Below are 24,524 nucleotides of genomic sequence, written 5' to 3'. Positions count from 1 at the left end.
AATATAAATGACGTAATCCAGTAGTTAAAGGGTTACGTCATTTTTTGTTTACTGCATGCTAAATCAACCATTTTAAGTACAAGAAGGAAAACGATGTTGGCACATGCCTTCATTTTTGGATTTTTACATTTTTCATTAAATGGCTTCTTTCAGGCGTTTCTTTTGAGTATTGCGGCGTATACTTTAAGAGAGAAAAATCATGATATTTATAGTGGTATCATGTTGCATATGTTTGCCAATGCAATGGCAGTTCTTACACAATTTGGGTCTGTGGATTATGTCATGTGGATAGTTATGGGTATCAGTATTATTTATTTTCTTTATGATTTTTGTAAAAAGAAAAAAGATATGACATTGGAAAATGTTTAAGATCCTTTATGAAAAAACAAAGCTAAAACTACCCTTAGCTTTGTTTATCTATATAATCAAGAGCTGCTTTTGTGTAAGCTGCACAGCCAATCACAAGTGCATCTTCATGAAAACGTACTTTTGGATGATGTTGACCATAACAGTTTTGAGGGGTATCTATCGCGGCACCAATCGCAAAATAACTAGATGGTATGCATTCTGCGATAGCGGCAAAGTCTTCAGATGCGGCAGTATGTAACTGATTGATTATTTTGAAGTCTGAATTTAATTCCTGAATGCTATGCGCAAAAAAATCATTTAACGCAGGATCACAATGTAAATCATCCATCTCATTTAAGATATCAAGTGTGATGGTGGTACGTGTAGTAAGGGCAATCCCCTGGATGATTTCCTGCATACGCTGTTTTATGTATTCACGCTTTTCTTTATCATATGTACGAAGAGTTCCTTTTAATATTGCTGAATCAGGAATGATATTGGTACTGTTTCCTGCGCTTAGTTGTCCAAAGGTTAGAATAACTTCTTCACTAACGCCACATTCTCTTGCGATTAGGCCTTGAAAACCTTGATAAATCATCACAGCAGCCTGAATTGGATCTATACATAGTTCTGGCATGGATCCATGACCGCCTTTTCCTTGCACGTGAATTTCAAACAATGTGGAAGAAGAAGCTGCATGTTCTCCATACGCAATGACACCAATTGGAATATTAGAGATAACATGAGTCGCAAAACCAGCATCTACATGAGGATTTTCTAATATATGATCCTGTATTGCGGCTTTGGCACCTGCCATTATTTCTTCACCACTTTGAAACAGCAGTTTTACACAACCATGAATTTCATTTTCATTTTCTTTTAATAACTTTGCGGCACCTAATAACATTGTCGCATGTAAATCATGTCCACAGGCATGCATATTGCCATTTACTGACGCAAAAGATTCTCCGCTTTCTTCTTTGATAGGTAAAGCATCCATATCCCCTCTTAATAAAATACAAGGAGAAGAAGCCATACCAATCTGAGCCAGGATCCCTGCGCCATGGTCAAGGATACGATAGGAAATCTGCATGGTATCTAGCTGTTTTGTGATATATGCGATTGTTTTAGGCAGGTGCATGCCCGTTTCTGGTATCTGATGTAAGGCTTTGCGCCATGTTTGTAAAAGTTGTTTGATGTCATTTGATTTTTGTAAGATATTTGTCATAAAAATCCCACCTTTCAGATGTATGATAACATAGATATAAATGGAAAGGATATTCAAAAAGTTTTATAGGATATAACAAATATGTTATAGTATAAATGAGGTGAGGTATGTGAATTTTCGTCATTTAGAAATAATGTGTATGGTCGCAAAATGTCATTCTATCAAAGAGGCAGCAGGAAAATTAAATGTATCTCAGCCATATCTTTCAACGATGATCAAGTCATTGGAAAAAGAACTTGGATATACTTTGATTAATCGAAATTATCAGGGCATTGAGTTCAGTGATGAGGGAAAAGCGTTTCTTGTCAGTAGTAAAAAGATCCTGACAGAACTGGATCATATCTATCATCTGAATCAAACATCCTGTAAAGATATCAATCTTGCCAGTTATTATTCTCCCTTGATCATGCGTGTTTTTCTACAATTTACACAACAGGGAAAACGTTATAATGATCGGATTCGGGAGATGGGAAATGAAGAAGTGTTTCAGTCGTTAAACCAGCAAAATGATCACTTAGGTATTGTGTTTTTGTTAGGGAAAAGCGAGGAACGTATACAAAAATATGCGGCTAAATATCAGTGTGAATATCAAATCTTAAAAGAGCATATGCCTGTTTATGTGTTGATGTCCAAACAGCATGAAGCTGCACACAAAACATCCATGAAACTATCAGATATCAAAAAGTATCCTTTTGTTTGTTACGACGATACAAGTACGAATAAATTGATGGAATTGTTACGGTTACACCAGCATCCGGATATGTTGAAAGTATCGGATCGTGGAAGTTTTCATGATGCCTTGCAAAGTGGAAAATATCTATCCATCACCGCAGGCAATTTGATTATAAAGGATGATGATATGTGTTATCTTCCTTTGAAAGAGGAGGATGTATGGATCAGTGGATATTGGCTGAAGCGAAAAGGTTATGTTTTACAGGAAAGGGAAGAGGCATTGATTAGATATATGAAAATGCATATATAAAGAAAAAAGTGTTAGGTGATGAAGATTTTTTATTACTTTAGGGTATATACAAAAAGAGATTTCTAAATGATTGATAAGTACAGTCATTTTTGAAATCTCTTTTTTATTTTAAGTACCTATTTAGGATCACTGATGAAGTGTACTTTTTATTTGATCAAGGATAAAATAGCGTTTTCATAAAGTGATGTATCTGGACAATGACTACCCCCTAATGCAATACTTGGCTTTGTTTTACCATGGAAATCACTGCCCATGGTGATCATTAAATAATGTTGTTCAGCGTAATCTTTGTAGAAAGCAATCTGTTCAGGTGAATGATAACTGCTGTATACCTCCATGCCTTTTACATCATAAGCAAAAATTGCGTCTATTAAGGATAAGTTTTCTTTTGTGTTATTCCCAGGATGTGCAAGCACTGCGATACCGCCAGCCGCATGAATCATATCCACAGCTTCTTTTAATGAAATATAGTGAATAGGCACATATGCTGGCTTTGACTGCGCACAATAATCCCAATAGAAATTCACAAACGGATTATCACTACGTGAGCCACCAGGCAGATATTCTTTCATAAGTGGATGGTTTCGCTCATCCTGCAGGGCAACTTCTGCGATGATTTCACCTGTAATCACACCTTCATGAGATAATGCATAACATGCGTCTTCATCAATATAAAAGCCTAAGGCTTTTACTTTTTCAATCTGTTCCTTTCCTACATTCTGTGCCTGCTTTTTGACATATTCTGCGTTATCCAAAAGGGCTTGATTGTTTTCATCAATGCCATATCCTAGCACATGAAGATCAACACCATGAATCGTACAATCTAATTCAATGGCAGGAATATAGGTAAGCTTTAGCTTTTCTGCGGCGTTTCTTGCCTCAGGTATCGCTTTTGTGCTGTTGTGATCTGCGATTGCGACAATTTGTAAACCAGCATCTTTACACATTTTCATTAATTCGGTTGGCGTATATTCTCCATCATCACTATAAATGGAATGCATATGTAAATCAATTGTATTCATAAGAAAAACCTCCTGATACTTGTATTATAGTGACAATTTCTGATAAAATCTATAATAATATAGCCGAAAGATTGGATAAAAGCGACTGAGGTGAGAATATGATTATAGAATGCAGTGTAGAAAAGAATGCACAGAACAAACAATTGAATGTCATAGTAGAAGATAGCTTTCCACTTGCTGCTTATTATAACGATATGGAGCATTTTGCGGCAAGACAGATTCCATGGCATTTTCATGATGAAATGGAAATGATTTATGTGAAAGATGGAGAACTTGATGTCTATGCGGGACAAACATGTATCCATTTGTGCCCCGGCGATGGCTTGTTTATCAATGGTGGTGTTTTACATCAAGTCATTCAAACAAGCAAGGATACCTGTATTGCGTTTTCTTTTGTGATATCAAAAAATTTATTTGGCGCAGAAGGCAGCGTCTATGATAAACGATATATTACACCACTCATTACCAATCATAATCTTCCTTATATGGTATTAGGTAAAGAAACGGCAAGTTGTATTGAATCTGCTTATATGGCATGTCATGAAGAGAGCTTTGGATATGAAATTATTGCACGTGAACAATTGATGAAGGTATGTTTAACAATATTAAAAGAAGCGAATATATCAACTTTATCATATTCAAAAAGTAGATATCCAGAAGATGAAAGAATTAAACAAATGATGAATTATTTAAAAACGCATTATGATGAGCCAATAACTTTGAAAGATTTGGCACATCATGTGAATATCAGTGAACGGGAAGTACAACGATGCTTTAAACGCAACATCAAGGAAACACCTATGCAGATCTTGATGAAGTATCGATTGATGAAAGCATGTGAATTATTAGGGACAACCACGTTCAATGTGACAGATATTGCGGCACAATGTGGCTTTATGGATGCCAGTTATTTCGCAAAAATATTTAAGCGGATGTTTCATATGACAGCACTTGCATATCGTAAAATGATGCAGGGAAAAGAGCCAATGTAATCTCTATTTTTGCAATGTCTTTTTTCAAGTAAGGAAAAAACTACCACGAGGTAAAAAACCTCGTGGTAGTTTTTAGCTGTTCACAAAGGCTAGGATGTTTTCAAACTGTTCCTTTGCATCTTCATATCCCTGATTGTAGAGATCTGTTAATTTATTTATATCTTTTTCTAAGCGCCCAATCGTAACAGGTGTTTTTGGACGAAGGATAAAGACGCTGCCTTCCTTTTCCATAACACCAAGTTCATCCAGGGTACGGTTATAATGAATATGACGTTCTTCCATAGCTTTCACAAACTTTGGATATTTACGATATGTTCTACGTATCAAAGGCAGTAAGTTGTTTTTACCTTTTCGATATTCTTTGCACTGGGTTAAGATCACAATGTTTTTCTTGTATCCCATTTGTTGAAACTTTTTAACTGGGATACTGTCGGTACATCCACCATCAAGCAGCTTCATGCCATCTGCTTCCACGATTCGTGATAACAGTGGTAAGGATGCACTGGCACGTACATAGATGACATCATGTTTCATATTGATACATGGAAGATATTCTGCTCTGCCTGTTTCTAGATTGCTGGCAACCGCATAAAACTTCATTCCACTTTGATTATACGCATCATAATCAAAGACATCCAGTTTATTTGGAATGGTATCATATACAAATTCTGCGCCAAAGAAATCACCTGTTTTCACAAGAGATTGAAAACTCATATACCGTTTATCATTTAAATATTCTGTGTTGATACGATAGCTTCGCTTGATCTGTTTTGATACATAACTACAACCATGGCATGCACCAGCACTGACACCAATGACACCATTGGTATAAAAGCCTCTTTCCATAAAATAATCAAGTACACCGGCTGTGTAAAATCCACGCATGCCGCCGCCTTCTAATACCAGTCCTACATTCTCCATGATGCTCACTTCCTTTACGTTTGTATATTATAGCACAATTTGGGAAGAGCGATGAAAAGATGATTAAAAATCATTTAGACAAATCCTTCACAAAGTCACAGAAAGCAAAAAAATCATTGTGCTAAACATGGATAAGTGATAAAATATGACTATACTAATAGAAAGGAGAAATATTATTATGAAGTTAATATTAGCAATCATGTCAAACGATGACAGCCCAGCTGTTTCCAGTGCTTTGACGAAAGAAAACTATCAGGTAACACGTCTTGCAACAACTGGAGGATTTTTACGAGCTGGTAATACTACTTTGATCGTTGGTACAGATGATGATAAGATTGAAAGAGCAATCGAAGTCATTGGCGAATACAGTAGAAGACGTACAGAAGTTGTGCCAAGTACTGCTTCTTATGATATTGGAAGATATGCTTCCTTCCCTGTAGAAGTACAGGTGGGCGGCGCAACAATCTTTGTTATCGATGTTGAGAAATTTATTAAATTATAATAAAAAGAAACCATGGTCGTAAGGATCATGGTTTTTCTGTGTTCTTTGGCTGATAAACAAATGTGTTTTTGCCATGTTTTTTTGCTTCATACATGGAGTGATCTGCCCATGTGAATAATTCTTTATAATTCGTACCATCCTGTGGATGAATAGAGATACCAATACTGCAGTGAATCACAAAATTGATATCCTTCTGGATATGAATATTTGACAACATATTTTTCAACATGGAAATCTTTTGTGTTGGCAGTTCTTTATAAACATTCGTATTGGCTTTCATCAATACAACAAATTCATCGCCGCCAATTCTTCCAATCAAATCATCACTTCTAAAGCATTTCCTTAAAGCTTTGGATACATTGATCAATGCTTCATCACCACTGGCATGTCCATAAGTATCATTGACTTTCTTGAAATCATCCACATCGATCACAAACAGGATAAGGGAGGAATCAGGATTGTTTTGACATGCTTCATTGATCAGATGTTCTATCGTAATACGATTATACAGACCAGTTAATCCATCGATTTGAGATTGTTTGATCAAGCGGGATGTTTTTTCTTTTTCTTCACTGATATCCAAAATACTGCCAATGATGCGGGTCAAAAAGCCATTATTATCATATAGCGCTTTTGCATGTATCTTGACCCATATGTTTTCATTATGTCCACTTGGAAGGATACATTCTATTTGATCACTGGATTGTCCTCGAATCATATTTTCCATTAGAGGAATATAAGTGTATTCACGGTCTTTGAAGTATTTGTTTGTGACAGAAAGGAAATGGTCGATTACTTTCGGGTGGGCAAAGGTATTTGTCCATGCATCAGAGAAGGTAATGGTATCTGCTTTGACATTCCATTCAAATGGGATAGAACGGGTTTCTTTTAATATCATTGCATATCGCTCTTCACTAAGTCGCAGGCGTTCCTGGGTTTCACGCATACCTGTGACATCAAGTACTGTGATATACAGCCATATCGTATGATCTTTCTCTAAAACGCTTTGGCGCTGGTCAAAAATCCATTGCATATGTCCATTCTTAAGCGGGATACGATATGTATTAGAAACGACAGTCCCTTTTTTCTGGGGACGGTTTAACTGTTCAACGATAGGAAAATCTTCCTCCCATACAATGCTGGATAAATCGGTAGAAATGAGATCTAAAAGTTCTTCCTTGCTGTAGCCTGCATACAGCTTTCGATTATCGTTAAAGAATTGGATAGATGCTGGATTGTGTATCTTATGTTTGAAACTGATACCTGGTGTATTGGATATGATGGTATGTAGTTTTTCCTGATTTTTTACTTCTTCTTTACGGCTTTCATTCATGAGATATAACAGGTATATGCCAATGATGAGAAGTAGGACACTAACTTTGCCAGCTAAAAGAAGTGTATGCGTTAAATTGTGGTTTATACGCTCTGTGACATACGAATGAGGAAGCACGCTTAACAGGTACCAGTTTGTGCCTTCCACGTCTGAGAAGTACGCATAACGTGTTTTATTGTTTAATTTGAAGGTGATGTAGCCATGATCTCCATTTGCCAGCTTTTCCTTCATTTCTTTTTCGATTTCTTTATTGCGTTCATCTTTTTCCAGCATGTGAAAGAAATTATAATAATTTTTCTTAGGTGTTAAATTCACGCCATCCCGCTGGATAATAAAAGATGAAATGTTGCCTGATAAAAAAGACAGATTAAAATATTCCGGCAGTAATGTGGTGCTCATGGAAACCCGTAATACGCCGATGACTTTTGCCTGTTTATAGATAGGTACACTCATCACAATGACTTGTTCATTACTGATTTTGGATGTAATCATATCACTGATGATCGTTTTTCTCTTCATTCCTTCCACAAAGAATTTACGTTCACTGTTATCGCTTGTATGTGTTGGACTGGTATAGGAAATACCATCAGGTGTGGTAATGGCGACGTTAGTGAAAAGATCTTCCTTCGTTAATGGCTCTAGCAGATCAAATACTTCTTTACTTGTGATATCCTCATGGTATGCGATAAGCTTGGCGTAATTTTGAAGGATTTCCAATTGATCCTTTATTTTATTGGTAATTGCCCCATTAATCAGTTGATTGTTTTCCCCCGTGATTTCAATCATTTCAGTTTCAATATGTTTTTCACTGATACGGTTATAATCATAAAACGAAATAAAGAGAAAAAGAAGCGAAAAACCGAATAGAAGATATCGGAAACTAGGATGATTGATGACTTTTTTCATACGTACCACCGCTTTTTTCTTTTATTATATCACAAGTTTATCATAAAATGCGGATTTTAAAATGTTTTATCACATAGAAAAAGGGACAAAATGTCCCTTTTTAAAGCTTATGCATTGTTGTTTTTATAGAAACTGATGGTAACTTTAAAGATATCGCCATCTAAATCGATATGCATACGCCCTTTCATCAGTTCTGTAAAGCTCTTGGCAATCGCCAGGCCTAATCCACTGCCTTCGCTGTTGCGTGATTTATCTCCACGGGTAAAGCGCTCTACGATTTCATCAGGTGTATAATCAATTTCTTCTTTGGATACGTTTTTAATTTCAACATCTACACGGCTTTCAAAATCTGTGACGGAAATGAACACTCGTGTTTGATCTAAAGCATATTTACCAACATTGCTTAATAGATTCTCAAAGATACGGCAGGTTTTTTGCGGATCTAATGGTAATAATACCTTTTCATCAGAGAAATGATGCTTGATGATTAAATGTTTTTCATTAAAGGCATTCTGACATTCCATTTCTACCTGTTTCAATAATGAAATTAAGTCGACATCCATGTAATCCAGAGTGATACTGCCACTGTTTGCCTTACTCATTTCAAATAAATCTTCAATCAGATGTTTCAAACGATCAGCACTCTTCTCTAAGATTTCCAGATAGTTCTTACGTTCTTCTTCTGTGATATTTTCATTTTTCAATAGATCGATATAGCTGATAATAGCCGTTAAAGGTGTTTTTAGATCATGGGATACATTGGTAATCAGTTCATTTTTCATACGCTGGGAAACCATAGCTTTTTCTACGGCTTCTTCAATGCCCTGCTGGATGTTGATCAAATCACCCTTCAATGGTTCATAAACACCTAAGTTATCCTTTTCCACCGCTTCCTCAAAATCCCCATTGGAGATATTGGTTGTCAGTTCTTTTACTTTTAAGAAATCCTCAATGCGGCGTTGATTCTTTCGGAATATGATTAAAAACAGGCAAATAATGTATGGTATATAGAAGAATAATCCTAAGCTGTTAAACAATACAATTAACAACAGATTTAATAAAATAAGGAAAATGATGCGTAACAGCCCTTTATCTGTTGGCTCCAAGTTATCGTTTGCCAGATAGTGATAAACTTCAATTAAAATTTTCTTGATTTCTTTCATATCGTTATGAATCAGAGAATATTGCAGATAAGCATTCTTTAGTCCCATAGTACTTACTTCTTTGAAGAAGAAGATTAGGTGCATCGTTAAAAGATACGCGATTGGGAAGATAAAGAAAGCACCGAGTGCGGAAGCAGCATCTCCCCCTAGTGATAGAGTGTGCGTATAAATCAAAATCAAAACAATCATTAAGCTGAATGCCATAAGTTCAATTGGCAAAGACATGAGTGTACGATAGAATTTTGTTTCTTTGATACGTTTATGAGGATAGAATGCCACAAAGGCGATGAGGATAAACATAGACATTGTGAAATACATATTTTGTGAATTTAACATTTCATCATGATAAACTAGATGAACTGCGCTTTCATCATATACAGGGTCTGTGGAAACTAAACCCATATCTTCCGTAACGATAAAGGCAAATGTCATATTTTTTATATCATTGACTTCAAGGTTGGCAAGTGTATCATCATTATTTGAAATTGATGTTAGAATTTCATGTAGCTGCTCTTCATAACTATTTTGTATGACTAAAGAACGGGTGTTATTATAGCTTTTTGTGACCTTTAGTTTTCCATCTTTATCAAACTGTATGACGATAAACCATGTGTTATCTTTCTTTGTGATGCTGGTATCTTTGGATACATATTCTTTGTATTTTTGGCTGTTTGTGATATGGTGGTCTGTTTTATCATCTGTGGTATCCACAACATAATAGCCAATTAAATTAAAATCATTTAAACTATCTCCATTATTTTCCCCAAGATAGTCATTTAATACTCGATCAATAACTTGTAAAGAGCTTGTATACAGGTAGTGGGTATCTTTGAAGAAAGATCGGCGGCCTTCTAATGCTTCTGAATCCAAATAGCTGATATAGGAAGATACGATCCATCTGCCTACATGTGTTTCAAATTCATCATTGTATCGCTCCGCAAAAATCTGTGGTGAGTTTTTTTCTGTTTCTTCTATGATTGCCTGTCGTGTTGCTTCAGCCTTCATTGTGGCAGAATTATTGCTTGGCCCCATGGAAAGTAACATAAATACCATAAGACCTATGATGACCAGCAGGAATAGCCTTGCTGGGTGTTGATTTTTTTTCATGTTCATCATCCTTTATTGTTTTTCAATTTTATAACCGACACCCCAAACGACTTTGATATATCGTGGCTTTTTCGGGTCCAGTTCTATTTTTTCTCTCAGATTTCGGATATGTACCATGACCGTTTCTGTATTGATAGCATCTTCTTTCCAGACTTTTTCATAGATTTCTTCACTGGAATAAACACGTCCTGGAGATGCCATAAACAACTGAAGAATTTTAAATTCAATAGGTGTCAGCTGTTTGAGTACGCCATCGACATACACTTCTTTTGTGTCTTTATGCAGTTCAATACCACCCAGGATACAAACATCCTTCATTTCTTCTTTCTGTTTTGCGATGGAAAGAAAACGTTTATAGCGCCGCAACTGTGCATTGACTCTTGCTAATAGCTCCATAGGTGTAAAAGGTTTGGTTACATAATCATCTGCGCCGATATTTAAACCGGTTATTTTGTCAATATCCTCACTTTTTGCTGATAACATAATGATTGGAAAATCAAAACGCTCTCTTGCTTTCATGGTAAAAGTGATTCCATCCATAATTGGCATCATGATATCAACGATTGCCAAATGTACTTCTTTTTGATCAAGAATATCCAAAGCAGCCTTGCCATCGCCTGCGATATATGTTTGATATCCTTGATTCTTTAAATAAATTTCAATTGCATTCGCAATTTCTACTTCATCTTCTACGATTAAAATTGTCTCATTCATGGAAAACCCCTCGCTTTTATTTTATTATACAATATTTTACCAGCGAGAAGTATGGCGATATCGTTTTTCCTGAATATGGTCGATACACAGGGAAATCGCAAGTGTGATGGAAAAAGCAATAAAAAGGCTGGCGACCCCTAAATAAAACAGTATCTCATTCATAAAATCCCTCCCTTATGTTCACTTCTATTATAAAAAACAGTTCTAAAGAGGAAAGGGAAGAAAAACGAAAGATTTTCTAAAGAAAGCATTTAAATATTTCTTGTAAAAGGGGGAAGTATGCAATACAATACTAATAAAGAGGTGTTTATGTTGAAGAAAAAGATAGAAAATGTAAAGTTTTTCCAGGATGGAACACTGGTGTTTGGTGATCTTTATCTGGAAGACGGGTTTGTGGAAAGAATAGATTATAAGACACCAAAAATGGAAAGTGATTTGGCATTGCCAGGCTTTGTGGATATTCATACACATGGCTGTATGGGTATCAGCGCAGATACTACAGATATTCAAGAGCTGTTGAAATTAGCGATGCTATATCCTAAGTTAGGTGTGACAGCGTTTTGTCCAACGCTGGCTTCACGTTCCTTAAAGGAATATGAACCATTGATTGAAGCCTATCGTACAGCATTTCGTGGTTCTTATAAAGGCGCAAGATATATGGGGCTTCATTTGGAGGGACCTTATCTGAATCCAGATATGAATGGGGCTATGAATCGTAAAGATATCCGTCCTGTAAATATTGGTGAGCTGGATACTTTTTTAGGGAAGTATCATGAGGACATTGCGATTATGACAATTGCACCGGAAGTAGAAAATGCACAGGAAGCAATTCGTTTATTGCATTTATATGGTGTAGAGGTATCTTTGGGACATACCAAAGCCAGTTATGATGAAGTGATGGAAGCTTTTGATAATGGTGCTGATCAGATTACACATCTGGGCAATACAATGCCGCATGTGGATCATCATAAAGAAAACATGATGGATGCGATTTTCTTAGGTGATTGTTTATGTGAAGTCATTATGGATGGCATTCATGTACAGCCATATATGCTGAAATGGATGATACCAATGATTGGAAGTAAGCGAATCACCGCAATATCAGATAGTAAATTTGCTGGATTAGATACCCATGGTGTTCATCCAATAGATGAGCATGTCAGTATTATCAATGGTGCTGTGTATATGGATGGGGAACTGAAACGGGGATGTCGTGATTTATTATCAACATTTACGTATTTGTACAAGGAACTGCATTTTGATTTAATGGAATGTGTGGATATGTGTTCTTTAAATGCCGCAAAGAAGTTAAAGACGTATGCTCATGAAATTGGTTTGGGTAAAAAGATTGATCTGGTAATTTTAGATCATCATTTAAAATTAAAAGAAGTTGTTATCAATGGAAGAAGCATGTTGTAGTGCTTCTTTTGTTTTTAAGGCGTTTGAGGGATGTTTTACTGTCAGGTAAACAAATACCTGTATTTATCATAAACATTGCTGAGAATGGATAAAAAGTAGGATATAAATAAAAAAAAGAACGCATATCGCGTTCTTTTATACATATTACTGAGGTCTTACTACCTGGAATGCTCCAGAACTACAGTTTACAGAGAACAGAACAGTCTGATTTCCGTTGAAACCACCGTGTACTGCCATACCATCACCAGCATAGATTGCTACGTGACCATTGTAAACCAATACATCACCAGGCTGTGCCTGTGAGTAAGATACTGTAGGTCCAAGACTTAAGTATTCTGCAGGCCATCCGTGGAAATAAATTCCAGCAGCAGCCAATGAGTTACTAACTAATGCTGTACAGTCCTGGTTAACACCTAACTGGGACATTGCAGCTGAATAGATAGAACCATCTGCATTACCAACGTTTGCTTTATAAGAATTTGAGCTTGATTTAGAAGAGCTGTTGCCTCTAGAAGCTGTTTCAACAACATTTCCATTGTCATCAATCTGATCTTCCATTTCTTCTTCATCTTCTTCGATTGGTGTAGCTACACCATTCTTAGCAAATTTGTATCCTGCATATTCATCACAGTCATATAACATCTGACCTTTTTTATCGAAGTAATATTTATCACCATCGATTGTTTTCCAGCCTTTTGTCATATTACCATACTTGTCATAATAGAATTTTTCTTTACCTTTTTTTACCCAACCTACGTTTAATGTACCATCATCATTAAATGTGTAAGTTTTGTCACCGATTTTTGTTTTTCCGGTTGCTAATGAACCATCAGCATTGAAGTACAGTTTCTTTCCGTCAACTTCCTGCCATCCAGTTTTGATTGCACCTTTGTCATCAAACAGATATGATTTGTCATCAATCTTCTGAAGACCAGTTACTTTATCACCGAATTCGTTGAAGTAAGATGTTTTTTCAGTATTCCATCCGTTCAACAGATCTCCGTCTTTACTAAATGTGTATTGACGACCTTCAATGATCTGTACACCAGATAGTTTAATACCATTTGCGTCGAAGAAATATTTCTTTCCTTCGATTGTCTGCCAACCTGTTACTGGGTGTCCTTCATCGTTACAGAAGTAAACACCATCTTCAAGAGTCAGCCAGCCAGTTGCCTTTTCGTTATTTGCGTTTATATAAACTCTGTCTGCTCCGTTACCTTTCCATCCTGTAGAATTTTCCATTGCATACGCAGTGGTTACCGCAGTACCTGCTGTAGCAAAGCATAGGAATAATGCGACTTTTTTAGCGTTTTTTTCAATAAAATTCATTTTATCACCTCGACATCAACGCCCTCATTGTAACAAACGCCCAAACGCTTTGCAACCCCAAAAATAGTTGAAACTTACGAATTTGTCACTTTTGGAGTGGGTATAAAACCTAAAATGAGTCGATAATCAAAGGATTTTGAGGAATTTCAAAAATAAAAAAATATTTTTCAAATTTTTTTGAATTTCACACAATATTCACAAATTTATAGACAATATTACCGAAATGTACACTACCTTTAGCCAAAAACAGTCATGATAACGTTTTCATCGCTCTTTGAGATACCAGTAGATACTTCCATCCTGTGCATCTTCTCCAGTAACAGGATTCACCTTGCGCTGTATGATGTTGTCACTTGGCTGATACCAGATGCCATCTTTGTGAGCATACAGGGTATCAAAGCTCTGCTTGAAGATATTTTTGGAAACCATGTAATAGTCTTTGCTTAAATCACGATTATCATCAAAGCCACTCCACACCCCGATAGTATATTCTGGATTAAATCCCATCACCCAGGAATCCCAGTCACTGGTACCTGATTTTACCGCAACTTTCACATTTGGATTGGAGCCATACATACTAGGCAGGCCATAGGTCTTGTTTTTGATATCATAGGTTGCTGTCAACATCTGATCAAGCACTAGGGTTTCATCACGCTGTAACAAACGCTTGGGTTCTACTTTGCGTTCATATAGTACTTCATCTTTATTGGTGATACGAGCAATCATGGAGGGTTCTATATAAAGCCCCTCACTGGCAAAGGTATTATAGATGCCACTTAAATCACTAACTGACATATTCACACAGCCTAACGCTTCACTGGCATTTGGCTGTGATTGGGTGATACCAAAATCAAGCAGTGCTTTATGTAGTGTATCGATACCCAGAAACAAATGTGTTTTGACAGCATAGATATTATCTGACATCGCAATAGCATTGATCATGCTGATTTTCTGATTCGGATATTGATTGTTGTAGTTGTGTGGCTTGTATTCATCATGTTCACCAAGTGGGAAGGTTGTTTCTTGAGATAAAAACTGGGTGGATGGCGTAAAACCTTGTTGAAGCGCGCAATAGTATAACAGTGGCTTTACTGTACTGGCAATTTGACGGGAAGAATGTATTGCCCGGTTGTATTGTGAAATCGTATAATCTTTTCCACCGGATAATGCCAAGATATTTCCAGTGAAGGGCTGGGTAATGATACCAGCAACTTCCAGTTCATTATCTGCGCTGGTATTGTTTTGAATTGCTGTGGATAACGCCTGCTGGGCATCAGGGTCATAATAGGTATCAATTTTGATTTCCTGATTTAAATCAATGTGCATTTGATTCAGTTGAGAAATGATTGCGTCAATGTAGTACTGGTTGATGCCGCTGGTCTTGGTTTCTTCTTTGGTGGATAAAGTCAAAGGTTCTTCCATGGCAGATTGATAAGTAGCATCATCAATCAGATGATTGTTTTTTAGAATACCCAGAATCAAATGTTCCCGCTGCAGGGCATTGTCTGGATGAAGAAATGGGGAATAGATACTTGGTCCATTGGGTATTCCAATCAACATCGCAACCTGGGCAACACTTAAATCCTTCATATCCTTGTCAAAGAAATAATGGGATGCAGCATTGATGCCATAGATGCCATGCCCAAAGTATGCTGTATTTAAATATCCCTCCAAAATTTCTTCTTTACTGTATTGCATTTCTAAACGCGCAGCATAATACATTTCCTGAACCTTGCGGGATAGGGTCTGTTCATTTGTTAGAAATAAATTCTTTGCGTATTGTTGTGTGATGGTAGAGCCACCTTCCACAATGCTTTTGGATTTGATATCAGTAAGCAGGGCTTTGGATATCCGAATAGGATCAAAGCCGGCATGGGAATAAAAACGTTTATCCTCCACACTGACAAATGCTTTTTGAATAAACTCTGGAATATCATCAATCTTTGTCCACTTCATATCTTTCTTAAAATTGGATTCATACATGATATCTCCATTCTTGTCATAGATGGTGATATTCTTTCTTTGCTCATCTAAAGACAAAGTATCCATGTAGGCAATGCCATACAAAAGAATCAAAGCAGTCAGGATAAGAAAAGTGAAACAAAAAATGATACGTTTAAATAGTTTCATAGCGCCACCTCTTCATGTCTTAGTGTGAGCAATTTTATGTCTTTCTAAACGAAATGGTATGGAAAAATGCCAAATTTAATGCAAAATCGATATTATAAAAGTGGAATATGATATTTTTGACTTATAATGCTGTACCACTGTTAGACCATGGATTCCGGGTATGAAAGCGCATTCTTTACAAATCCGTGGGTTTTTGATGCTGATTTCTGATTTTTCATGAAATGCAGGTGTTATTCGCCTATTATACGAATTATATTATAAAAGTGGAATATGATACTTTTATAAATTAAACCTGATTAACAAACAAGAATTTTTCGTCTTATATATATAAGGAAGAGATTTTTTAAGAAGTAAAACATGCATATATATAATATAAGGAAGAACAATTATTTGGAATATGATTTTTGTGATATATAATATAAGGAAAGAAAACAGGCGAAAAAACCGAAAACCAAAAGTTTTTAATCTTTTTGACTAAAAAAGGTTGCATGAATATAAAATTCTGCTATAATGCTCATGATAAGTGGTGAGAACATGAAGAAACATCTTACAGTGAAACAAAAGCATCGATACACAAATGAGAAAAATCTGATGTTTGAAGGCCATGTAAATTTAGTGAAAAAAGGGTCTTCTCTGTGTATGGAATATGTGGAAAAGGATGGGGTAGCATCTGTGAATATTGTCGCAGATGATGAAGGACTTCGTATTGAACGAAAAGGTGAAGTCATTTCAAATCTGCATTTCCAAATGAATGAGAAAACCTGCGGAAGTGTACTGTCAGAATTTGGCACGATTGACTTGGAAATTTATACGTATAAATATATAAGGAAAGATAACATCATCGCATTGGAATATGATATCCTCAGCGGTGGTGAAGTGACAGATGGCTACCGGATTTTATGGATATTGAAGGAGGATCAGGCATGAACCAGATCGAGATGAGTTTAAAGCATGCGTTGAAGGATGCTGTATCAAAAGCGTTTGGACAAGAATTGCAAGAAGACAATATCGTGATTGAAATTCCAAAGGATAAAAGCCATGGAGATTACTCAACTAATGTTGCCATGCAGTTAACAAGAATTTTGAAAAACAACCCAAGAAAGATTGCGGAAGGTATTATGGAAGCACTTGATAAAGATGCTGCGGATATCGAAAGCTGTGAAATTGCAGGACCTGGTTTTATCAACTTTAAAATCAAAAATACATCTTTGGCAAAGATTATTGAAACAGTCTTGGCACAGGGTGATAATTTTGGTCATAATGATACAGGTCATAACATAAAAGTGAATGTGGAATATGTATCCGCAAATCCTACTGGCGACTTGCATCTTGGACATGCCAGAGGTGCAGCATGGGGTGATAGCATTACCCGTTTGATGAAGGCAAGTGGCTATGATGTATGCCGTGAGTATTATGTAAATGATGCAGGTAATCAGATTATCAATCTTGGTAAATCTTTGCAGGCAAGATATCGTGAACACATGGGACTTGACTTTGTATTGCCTGAAGATGGATACCATGGAGAAGATGTAAAAAAGATTGCCATTGAATTAGCGGAAACATATAAAGATACTTATGTAGAAGAAAATGAAGAGAACTTAAAGTTCTTTAAAGAAAAAGGTATTGAGTTTGAATTGAATAAAATCAAACGTGACTTAGATTACTTCCGTGTACACTTTGATGTATGGAGTAGTGAACAAAAGATTCGTGATGATGGTAAAGTAGAAGCGGCTTTAAAGGTGCTGGATGAAAAAGGCATGACTTATGAAAAAGATGGGGCTTTATGGTTTGCGACTACTAAGTTTAACGATGATAAAGATCGTGTATTAAGAAAAACAGATGGTTCTTACACATATCTTGTACCAGATATCGCTTATCATAAAGATAAACTGGATCGTGGTTTTGATATGTTGGTAGATTTGCTTGGCGCAGATCACCATGGATATATTCCTCGTTTGAAGGCAAGTATTGAAGCATTGGGTAATGATCCTGATAAGTTACAGGTAGACATTATTCAGATGGTTCGTCTTGTGGAAAACGGTGAAGAAGTGAAGATGAGTAAGCGTTTAGGAAATGCGGTTACGATTCGTGAGTTATGTGATGAAGTAGGTGTAGATGCTGTACGTTACTTCTTTGTTCAGCGTGCCGTTGATACACACTTTGATTTCGATTTAGGCTTAGCAAGAAAACAGAGTAATGACAACCCTGTGTACTATGCACAATATGCACACGCAAGAATGTGTTCTATCCTGCGTCAGGCACCTGAAATGAAAGAAGCAGAAAACTTTGATTTATTAACACATGAAAAAGAAATCGCATTGATGAAGTACATCAATGAATTTACAAATGTAGTGGCAGATGCCGCAAAAACACGTTCGCCTCATAAGGTATGTAATTACATTCAGAAACTTGCAGCTTATTTCCACAGTTTCTACAATGCATGTAAAGTCATTGATATGGAACATGAAGAATTGAGTGCACAAAGACTGGCACTGTTAAAGGCCACAAAAATCACGCTGAAAAACGCCTTGGAACTGATCGGTGTAGAAGCTATTGAAAAAATGTAGGAGGATTTAGTTTAACATGAAAAAAGCAATGATCGATGTCGCATATGAACAGTTATCCACAAAGAAAAAACCGGTAACTTTTATTAAGCTGTGGGAAGAAATCTGTCAGATTATGGGATTTACACAGGCACAGGAAGAAGATAATATTGCACAATTCTATAGTGATTTATCTTTAGATGATCGTTTTGTATGTGTAGGGGAAAACAAATGGGATTTAAGAGAACGTCACACATATAACGAAGTTGTTGTGGATACAAGTGAAATTCTGATTGACGAAGATGAAGATGATACAGATAGTCATGAAGATGATATCCCACCATTAAAAACTACAGAAGAAGATTATTAATATGAAGGCACATCATAAATGGTGTGCTTTTTCTATGTGTATGCGCTTAAATCGTGGAAACAAGTGAAATAAATAACAATAACCCTTTTCAAAAAGGGAAAAATGAAGTAGAATAAGAGTGTAAATTGAAATCAAGGAGGAATATACTTATGGCATTAGTTTCAGCAAAAGACATGATTGAAAAAGCTCATGCAGGTCATTATGCAATTGGAGCATTCAACATTAACAACATGGAATGGATCAAATCTATTTTATTGGCAGCAGAAGAAGCAAAATCACCTGTTATGTTAGGTGTTTCTGAAGGCGCTGGTAAATACATGTGTGGATTTGAAAACGTAGTAGCAATGGTAAAAGGAATCCACGATTACTTAGGAATCACAGTTCCAGTTGCTTTACACTTAGACCACGGTTCTTACGAAGGAGCAAAAGCTTGTATCGAAGCTGGTTTCACTTCTGTAATGTTCGATGGTTCTCACTATGCATTTGAAGAAAACTTAGAAAAATCTAAAGAAATGATTGCTTTAGCTCACTCTAAAGGTATTTCTATCGAATGTGAAGTTGGTGGCATCGGTGGTGAAGAAGACGGTGTTGCTTCTATGGGTGAATTAGCTGACCCTCAGGAATGTAAGACAATCGCTGAATTAGGCGTTGACTTCTTAGCTGCTGGTATCGGTAATATCCACGGTAAATATCCTGCTGACTGGGCTGGATTAAACTTTGATCGTTTAGGAGAAATCCAGAACGTTACAAATGGTAAACCATTAGTATTGCACGGTGGTTCAGGAATCCCTGCAGATCAGATCGCAAAAGCTATTTCTTTAGGTGTATCTAAAATCAACGTTAACACAGAACTTCAGTTAGAATTTGCTGCTGCTACACGTAAATACATCGAAGAAGGTAAAGATCAGCAAGGTAAAGGTTATGACCCTCGTAAACTGTTAAAACCAGGTGCTGATGCAATCCAGGCAAAAGTTGTTGCTATGATGAATCAGTTCGGTTCTGCTGGAAAAGCTGAATAAGAATGACAGATAGGCGGTATGTTCAACATATCGTCTTTTTTTGTTTAAAAAAATCTGTGAGTATATCACAGATTTTTAGTAACAATCCATACCAGACAGCTTAAATTCCATAAGTGCCTGTTTGTAAGAATAATTTTTAATAAATTCAAAATCTAAAGCTTTTAATGTCTTATCATCAACACTTTCAACATCAATATCGATATCAATGATTAATGATGATCCAACAACATAAATATCAGTATACAAACCATCTTCATCACCAGTTAAACCAAATTGGCTTAATATCTGGGAACTTACCATATCTAATTGACTTTCATCAAGAAGGTTTGGATCAGTACCTAATTGTTCTTTGTCGATATCGATTGATAAAAGCATACCAGTAATCTTATCGTTTTTGCCGGATAAGGAAACATATAACATCATTTCCTTTTGATCAATGGAACATGTTTTATATTGGTAATCATCATCTCCATAAGAATAAAGATTATCTGTATCAGAATCATCATCAGTATCATTATAGCCATAATCATTATTTCCATAAGGGGAATATAAGGAATCATTTGGCAATAGATTTTTATCTAAATCATTTACCGTTGGTTGTAGTCCAATGAATAATAAAATACTAAAAGCTAATCCTAATGCCACTGAAATAGATACAATTATCGTTTTCATAATATCTTTTCTATGTGAGGAAACTGCTTGTTTAAGAAAAGATGCATAATCATCTGATATACAGGAAATATATAAAGCAGTTGCTTCTTGTTGTATATCTGAGATCCATTGATCAGTCTTGTAATTACGTTTTTCTAACTCGGATAAACGACAATATTTCTTCAATAGAGCTTTTTTACATAGGGCTTCTTGTCCTTGTTCTACCATTGCTTTAATATCGCTATATGGGCGATGGCAGTTTGGACAGGTTTCACCTATACGATGGATATTTCCACAGGCACATATGTAATAAGTTTCCTGAATGGATGGCATCATCGTGATATCCATTTGTTGTAATAATAGTGCATTTCTTTCCTGGTTACATTGTTCATCTGTTAATGTGATTTTTATATCTTCTTTCACAAAAGGATATGTTTTTCCATCCATTTGATATGATGTGACTTCTAAAGAGATATCGGATAAGTCATCTTCCACAGGAATCAGACAGCCTTTTAAATAAGGCTGATAGTTATGCTTGATTTTATGAAATTCTTTAACAGAAACCGTTTTTGTTTGATCACCTTGCTGTATTTGAAAGTTTACTTCCTCCAAATGCATGTATTTGTTTCTACAGTACAGGTATACTTTTAAGTAATGCCCATTCTGTGCTACATGTTCATATCGATAAAGCCAGATCAGATTATCAGGATGATAAGAACGGTTCCTATATAAGTCTAATAGAAACTGATAGCGATATTTCATATTAGAACTCCAGTTTGTCTGTTTGATTATTTAATGTGCCATCATCATAAAGCTTTTTGTATAAGTCCTGTAGTAATGCATATTGTTTTTCCTGTACCTGTACCATATTTCCATAAGCATATGTTTTTAGGAATGCGATATATGCAAAGAATAAAATCATAACGATATAAACAGCCGCAATGAACAGAACCATCATGCCGGTACCTGTATCTCCATCAGCAATGATTCCCATTCCACCAAAGATGCCAAATAGTGCAACAAGCACTGCAAGCACTAAGAAAATGTAAAAAGTAATTCTACCAAACTTTTTAAGTTTTTCTCCACAATCATTTCCAGTAATATTTTTTAATTTCATATTCTTCTCCTCCTTCATTCCTTTAGGAATGTCAATATATAGTATATCATAAAAATAGTAATGTTTTAAAAAAGTAAAGCTTTTTGTAAAAAAGACTTTTGTACAGGTCATTTTGTAAAGATTTTGATAGTTATTTCTGAATTTATAGTAAAAAACATGGAGAATTCTCCATGTTTTATAAAAGGGTATTTGTTCATGTTTACAAGAGAGCGGGAAGTATAGATACTTCCTTATATATTATGATAAGCTTTTTAAATATGCAGCAATTTCTTCATCTTTGCAGTTTGGGTAGAAATATTCTGCAAAGTGTTTGCCAGCAATCGTTTCTTTTAAGAAATCCTGATCAATTTCTTTTAGAACCTGAAGCAGTGGTTTATAAGTAATTGCCTTTACGCTGTCTAAAATCTTTTTATTGCGTTGCTCTGGCTCGCGTCTTTCTTTTGGATATCCTCCGCCAAATGGTTCAGAGAATAGTTTGGCAAATGTATCATGCAGATTGATTTCTGCGCCCCAGCCGAAGTTCTGCGCAAATGGCATAGCAATGCAGTTGCCATCATTTACCTGTCCAAATAAATACGCATCTAATGGATTAGCAATACGTCCACAGATGACATTTGGAAAAGAGTTACAGGCAAGCATTGCGCCCTGTCCTGTTCCACATCCTGTGACAACAAAGTCTGCAGCACCGCTTGTTAAAAGGATACTTGCTAAAAGACCGTTTTTCACATATGTTAATTGTACTTCATCTTCAGCAGTGTACATACCATAATTAAATACAGTATGACCTGCTTTTTCTGCTTCTTCTTTTAATACTTCATAGATTTGTGCGTTTTTCGCAGCTTGTGAGTTTTCATTGATTAAAGCAATTTTCATGTTACACATTCCTCCTTATTGTGGTTGTTTACCGATATAGGCTAAGATACCGCCATCTACATATAAAATATGTCCATTGACAAAGTTACTGGCATCACTTGCCAGAAATACTGCAGATCCCATCAAGTCAACCGGTGTTCCCCAGCGAGCAGCTGGTGTTTTTGATACAATAAACTGATCAAAAGGATGTCGGCTTCCATCGGGTTGTTTTTCTCTTAATGGCGCAGTCTGTGGTGTGGCGATGTAACCTGGACCTATAGCATTGCACTGGATATTGGCTTCACCATATTCACTACAGATATTTTTTGTCAACATCTTTAAGCCGCCTTTGGCCGCCGCATAGGCACTGACGGTTTCACGTCCTAGTTCACTCATCATACTGCAGATATTGATGATTTTTCCATGACCTTTTTTTATCATAGAAGGCAATACGGCTTTTGATACGATAAATGGTGCATTTAAGTCTACATCTATAACACTTCTAAAATCTTCAGCACTCATATCCAGCATAGGGATACGTTTGATGATTCCAGCATTATTTACCAGAATATCAATTGTACCAACTTCTTCTTCGATTTGTTTTACCATTGCTTGTACAGCTTTTTCATCTGTAACATCGCATACATAACCTTTAGCAGGAATTCCTGCTTCTTGATATGCAAGCATGGCTTTATCTACAGAAGCCTGTCGACTGGTGTTGAAAACGATGGTTGCACCTGCTTTGTGATAAGCAGTGGCAATCGCAAAACCTATACCATAAGCAGCACCGGTAATAAGTGCTACTTTGCCTTTTAAGGAAAAGGCATCCATTGTGAATTCTTCCATGATTTTCCTCCTATCGCTGTACTCTGCCTGAGCCATCGCCATTGGCTAGATTTTCTACTTCTTTTACACTGACTCGATTATAATCTCCTTCAATACTGTGTTTTAAACAGCTTGCCGCTACCGCAAATTCGATCGTATCCTGTGGCTTTTTCTTCATAAGCATCGCATAGATCAAACCTGCGCCAAAGGAATCTCCACCACCAACACGATCAACGATGTGTACAGGGTATTTCTTTGAGAAATAAGCTTCATCATTTGTATACAACATCGCTGCCCAGTTGTTGTCGGATGCAGAAATACTTTCACGTAAGGTAATGGCTACAGCTTTACATCCAAAACGATGAATTAACTGTTTTGCGACATCGATATATCCTTCATGATTTAACTGACCACTTGTGATATCCGTATTACTTGCCTTGATGCCAAATACTTTTTCGGCATCTTCTTCATTGGCGATGCATACATCCACATACTGCATCAGCTCATCCATGACTTGTCCTGCTTTTTCACTTGTCCATAATTTCTTACGGAAGTTTAAATCACAGGAAATCATGACGCCTTCTTCTTTTGCGGCTTTACATGCCTCTAATGTGATAGCGGAAAGTGTATCGCTTAATGCTGGTGTGATTCCAGTAAAATGAAACCAGTCTGCACCTTCAAATATTTCAGACCAGTTGAAATCTTCTGGTATTGCTTCTGCGATGGCAGAATGTGCACGATCATAAATGACCTGTGATGCACGTTGACTAGCACCTTTCTCCAAATAATAGATACCAACACGATCCCCACCACGAGTAATCATAGAAGTATCGACACCATATTTTCTTAAATCATTCACAGCACACTGTCCAATATCATGCGTTGGCAGTTTTGTGATAAAAGCTGCATCCAAGCCATAATTAGCAAGTGATACTGCGACATTGGCTTCTCCACCACCAAAGGTTGCCTCAAAGTCATTTGCTTGTGAAAAACGATAATAGCCATGTGGTGCTAATCGCAGCATGATTTCTCCAAAAGTGATAACTTTCAT

At 36.3% G+C, this 24,524-nt stretch carries 23 protein-coding genes; 9 read left to right on the top strand and 14 right to left on the bottom strand.

The window, feature by feature from the left end; genetic code table 11:
- Positions 1 to 93: 93 nt before the first annotated feature.
- Positions 94 to 369: a type II CAAX prenyl endopeptidase Rce1 family protein gene (locus DW114_RS12320; RefSeq protein ID WP_117454056.1), complete on the top strand. Its 276-nt coding sequence runs from the start codon at positions 94 to 96 to the stop codon at positions 367 to 369.
- A 34-nt stretch (positions 370 to 403) separates the two neighbouring features.
- On the opposite strand, the gene DW114_RS12315 is transcribed toward DW114_RS12320, so the two are convergent.
- The gene (locus DW114_RS12315; RefSeq protein ID WP_117454055.1) at positions 404 to 1,576 is read right to left on the bottom strand and encodes a M20 metallopeptidase family protein; all 1,173 of its coding nucleotides are present in this window, start codon (positions 1,574 to 1,576) and stop codon (positions 404 to 406) included.
- A 109-nt stretch (positions 1,577 to 1,685) separates the two neighbouring features.
- Here DW114_RS12315 and DW114_RS12310 point away from each other — a divergent pair, with 109 nt between their 5' ends.
- Positions 1,686 to 2,558 carry a LysR family transcriptional regulator gene (locus tag DW114_RS12310; protein ID WP_117454054.1) on the top strand — a complete coding sequence of 291 codons (873 nt, stop codon included), beginning with the start codon at positions 1,686 to 1,688 and terminating at the stop codon, positions 2,556 to 2,558.
- 146 nt (positions 2,559 to 2,704) lie between these two features.
- Here DW114_RS12310 and DW114_RS12305 read toward each other — a convergent pair whose 3' ends face one another.
- The gene (locus tag DW114_RS12305) at positions 2,705 to 3,580 is read right to left on the bottom strand and encodes a PHP domain-containing protein (RefSeq protein WP_117454053.1); all 876 of its coding nucleotides are present in this window, start codon (positions 3,578 to 3,580) and stop codon (positions 2,705 to 2,707) included.
- Positions 3,581 to 3,678: 98 nt separating this feature from the next.
- Between DW114_RS12305 and DW114_RS12300 the strand changes: the two genes are divergently transcribed.
- Positions 3,679 to 4,572: an AraC family transcriptional regulator gene (locus tag DW114_RS12300; RefSeq protein ID WP_117454052.1), complete on the top strand. Its 894-nt coding sequence runs from the start codon at positions 3,679 to 3,681 to the stop codon at positions 4,570 to 4,572.
- Positions 4,573 to 4,644: 72 nt separating this feature from the next.
- Here the strand turns inward: DW114_RS12300 and DW114_RS12295 are convergent, their stop codons facing one another.
- Entirely contained in the window at positions 4,645 to 5,493 is an 849-nt protein-coding gene (locus DW114_RS12295; protein WP_117454051.1) for a patatin-like phospholipase family protein, read from the bottom strand.
- A gap of 178 nt (positions 5,494 to 5,671) precedes the next feature.
- Between DW114_RS12295 and DW114_RS12290 the strand changes: the two genes are divergently transcribed.
- Positions 5,672 to 5,995 carry a cyclic-di-AMP receptor gene (locus DW114_RS12290; protein WP_002606956.1) on the top strand — a complete coding sequence of 108 codons (324 nt, stop codon included), beginning with the start codon at positions 5,672 to 5,674 and terminating at the stop codon, positions 5,993 to 5,995.
- 25 nt (positions 5,996 to 6,020) lie between these two features.
- Here the strand turns inward: DW114_RS12290 and DW114_RS12285 are convergent, their stop codons facing one another.
- From DW114_RS12285 to DW114_RS21995, 4 genes are all read right to left on the bottom strand, one after another.
- Positions 6,021 to 8,234: a GGDEF domain-containing protein gene (locus tag DW114_RS12285; RefSeq protein WP_117454050.1), complete on the bottom strand. Its 2,214-nt coding sequence runs from the start codon at positions 8,232 to 8,234 to the stop codon at positions 6,021 to 6,023.
- A gap of 107 nt (positions 8,235 to 8,341) precedes the next feature.
- Positions 8,342 to 10,504 carry a sensor histidine kinase gene (locus DW114_RS21695; RefSeq protein ID WP_158552254.1) on the bottom strand — a complete coding sequence of 721 codons (2,163 nt, stop codon included), beginning with the start codon at positions 10,502 to 10,504 and terminating at the stop codon, positions 8,342 to 8,344.
- Between the two features lie 12 nt (positions 10,505 to 10,516).
- Complete coding sequence (locus tag DW114_RS12275; RefSeq protein WP_117454048.1) at positions 10,517 to 11,218, bottom strand: response regulator transcription factor; 702 nt, start codon at positions 11,216 to 11,218, stop codon at positions 10,517 to 10,519.
- A gap of 36 nt (positions 11,219 to 11,254) precedes the next feature.
- Complete coding sequence (locus DW114_RS21995) at positions 11,255 to 11,380, bottom strand: hypothetical protein (RefSeq protein ID WP_255411871.1); 126 nt, start codon at positions 11,378 to 11,380, stop codon at positions 11,255 to 11,257.
- A 147-nt stretch (positions 11,381 to 11,527) separates the two neighbouring features.
- Here DW114_RS21995 and DW114_RS12270 point away from each other — a divergent pair, with 147 nt between their 5' ends.
- Positions 11,528 to 12,637, top strand: a complete 1,110-nt coding sequence (locus DW114_RS12270) for an N-acetylglucosamine-6-phosphate deacetylase (protein ID WP_233511367.1) — start codon at positions 11,528 to 11,530, stop codon at positions 12,635 to 12,637.
- A 144-nt stretch (positions 12,638 to 12,781) separates the two neighbouring features.
- On the opposite strand, the gene DW114_RS12265 is transcribed toward DW114_RS12270, so the two are convergent.
- Positions 12,782 to 13,966 carry an NlpC/P60 family protein gene (locus tag DW114_RS12265; protein ID WP_117454047.1) on the bottom strand — a complete coding sequence of 395 codons (1,185 nt, stop codon included), beginning with the start codon at positions 13,964 to 13,966 and terminating at the stop codon, positions 12,782 to 12,784.
- Between the two features lie 264 nt (positions 13,967 to 14,230).
- Positions 14,231 to 16,096 carry a transglycosylase domain-containing protein gene (locus DW114_RS12260; RefSeq protein ID WP_117454046.1) on the bottom strand — a complete coding sequence of 622 codons (1,866 nt, stop codon included), beginning with the start codon at positions 16,094 to 16,096 and terminating at the stop codon, positions 14,231 to 14,233.
- A 534-nt stretch (positions 16,097 to 16,630) separates the two neighbouring features.
- Here DW114_RS12260 and DW114_RS12255 point away from each other — a divergent pair.
- From DW114_RS12255 to fba, 4 genes are all read left to right on the top strand, one after another.
- The gene (locus DW114_RS12255; RefSeq protein ID WP_233509411.1) at positions 16,631 to 17,023 is read left to right on the top strand and encodes a DUF1934 domain-containing protein; all 393 of its coding nucleotides are present in this window, start codon (positions 16,631 to 16,633) and stop codon (positions 17,021 to 17,023) included.
- On the top strand, positions 17,020 to 18,663 hold the full coding sequence (gene argS, locus DW114_RS12250) for an arginine--tRNA ligase (protein WP_117454044.1): 1,644 nt from the start codon (positions 17,020 to 17,022) through the stop codon (positions 18,661 to 18,663). The genes DW114_RS12255 and argS overlap by 4 nt, the downstream gene beginning before the upstream one ends.
- A 16-nt stretch (positions 18,664 to 18,679) precedes the next feature.
- On the top strand, positions 18,680 to 19,009 hold the full coding sequence (rpoE, locus tag DW114_RS12245; protein ID WP_117454043.1) for a DNA-directed RNA polymerase subunit delta: 330 nt from the start codon (positions 18,680 to 18,682) through the stop codon (positions 19,007 to 19,009).
- Positions 19,010 to 19,158: 149 nt separating this feature from the next.
- Complete coding sequence (gene fba / locus DW114_RS12240) at positions 19,159 to 20,028, top strand: class II fructose-1,6-bisphosphate aldolase (protein WP_117454042.1); 870 nt, start codon at positions 19,159 to 19,161, stop codon at positions 20,026 to 20,028.
- A 75-nt stretch (positions 20,029 to 20,103) separates the two neighbouring features.
- Here the strand turns inward: fba and DW114_RS12235 are convergent, their stop codons facing one another.
- The 5 genes from DW114_RS12235 to DW114_RS12215 all read right to left on the bottom strand — a co-directional run bounded on the left by DW114_RS12235 (position 20,104) and on the right by DW114_RS12215 (position 24,524).
- Positions 20,104 to 21,441: a hypothetical protein gene (locus tag DW114_RS12235; RefSeq protein ID WP_117454041.1), complete on the bottom strand. Its 1,338-nt coding sequence runs from the start codon at positions 21,439 to 21,441 to the stop codon at positions 20,104 to 20,106.
- A 1-nt stretch (position 21,442) separates the two neighbouring features.
- Entirely contained in the window at positions 21,443 to 21,796 is a 354-nt protein-coding gene (locus DW114_RS12230) for a hypothetical protein (RefSeq protein ID WP_117454040.1), read from the bottom strand.
- A 237-nt stretch (positions 21,797 to 22,033) separates the two neighbouring features.
- On the bottom strand, positions 22,034 to 22,669 hold the full coding sequence (locus DW114_RS12225) for an RpiB/LacA/LacB family sugar-phosphate isomerase (RefSeq protein ID WP_117454039.1): 636 nt from the start codon (positions 22,667 to 22,669) through the stop codon (positions 22,034 to 22,036).
- A 15-nt stretch (positions 22,670 to 22,684) separates the two neighbouring features.
- Entirely contained in the window at positions 22,685 to 23,494 is an 810-nt protein-coding gene (locus tag DW114_RS12220; RefSeq protein ID WP_199483581.1) for a gluconate 5-dehydrogenase, read from the bottom strand.
- A gap of 10 nt (positions 23,495 to 23,504) precedes the next feature.
- Positions 23,505 to 24,524 (bottom strand): sugar kinase, encoded by a 1,020-nt coding sequence (locus DW114_RS12215; protein WP_117454038.1) that lies wholly within the window; start codon positions 24,522 to 24,524, stop codon positions 23,505 to 23,507.

The sequence above is a fragment of the Absiella sp. AM09-50 genome, assembly GCF_003433845.1.
In the GTDB taxonomy this organism is placed as follows: Bacteria; Bacillota_I; Bacilli_A; order Erysipelotrichales; family Erysipelotrichaceae; genus Hoskinsella; species Hoskinsella hominis.
Note: the sequence above shows the minus strand (reverse complement) of the source record. Positions and strands in the feature narration are given on the sequence as shown.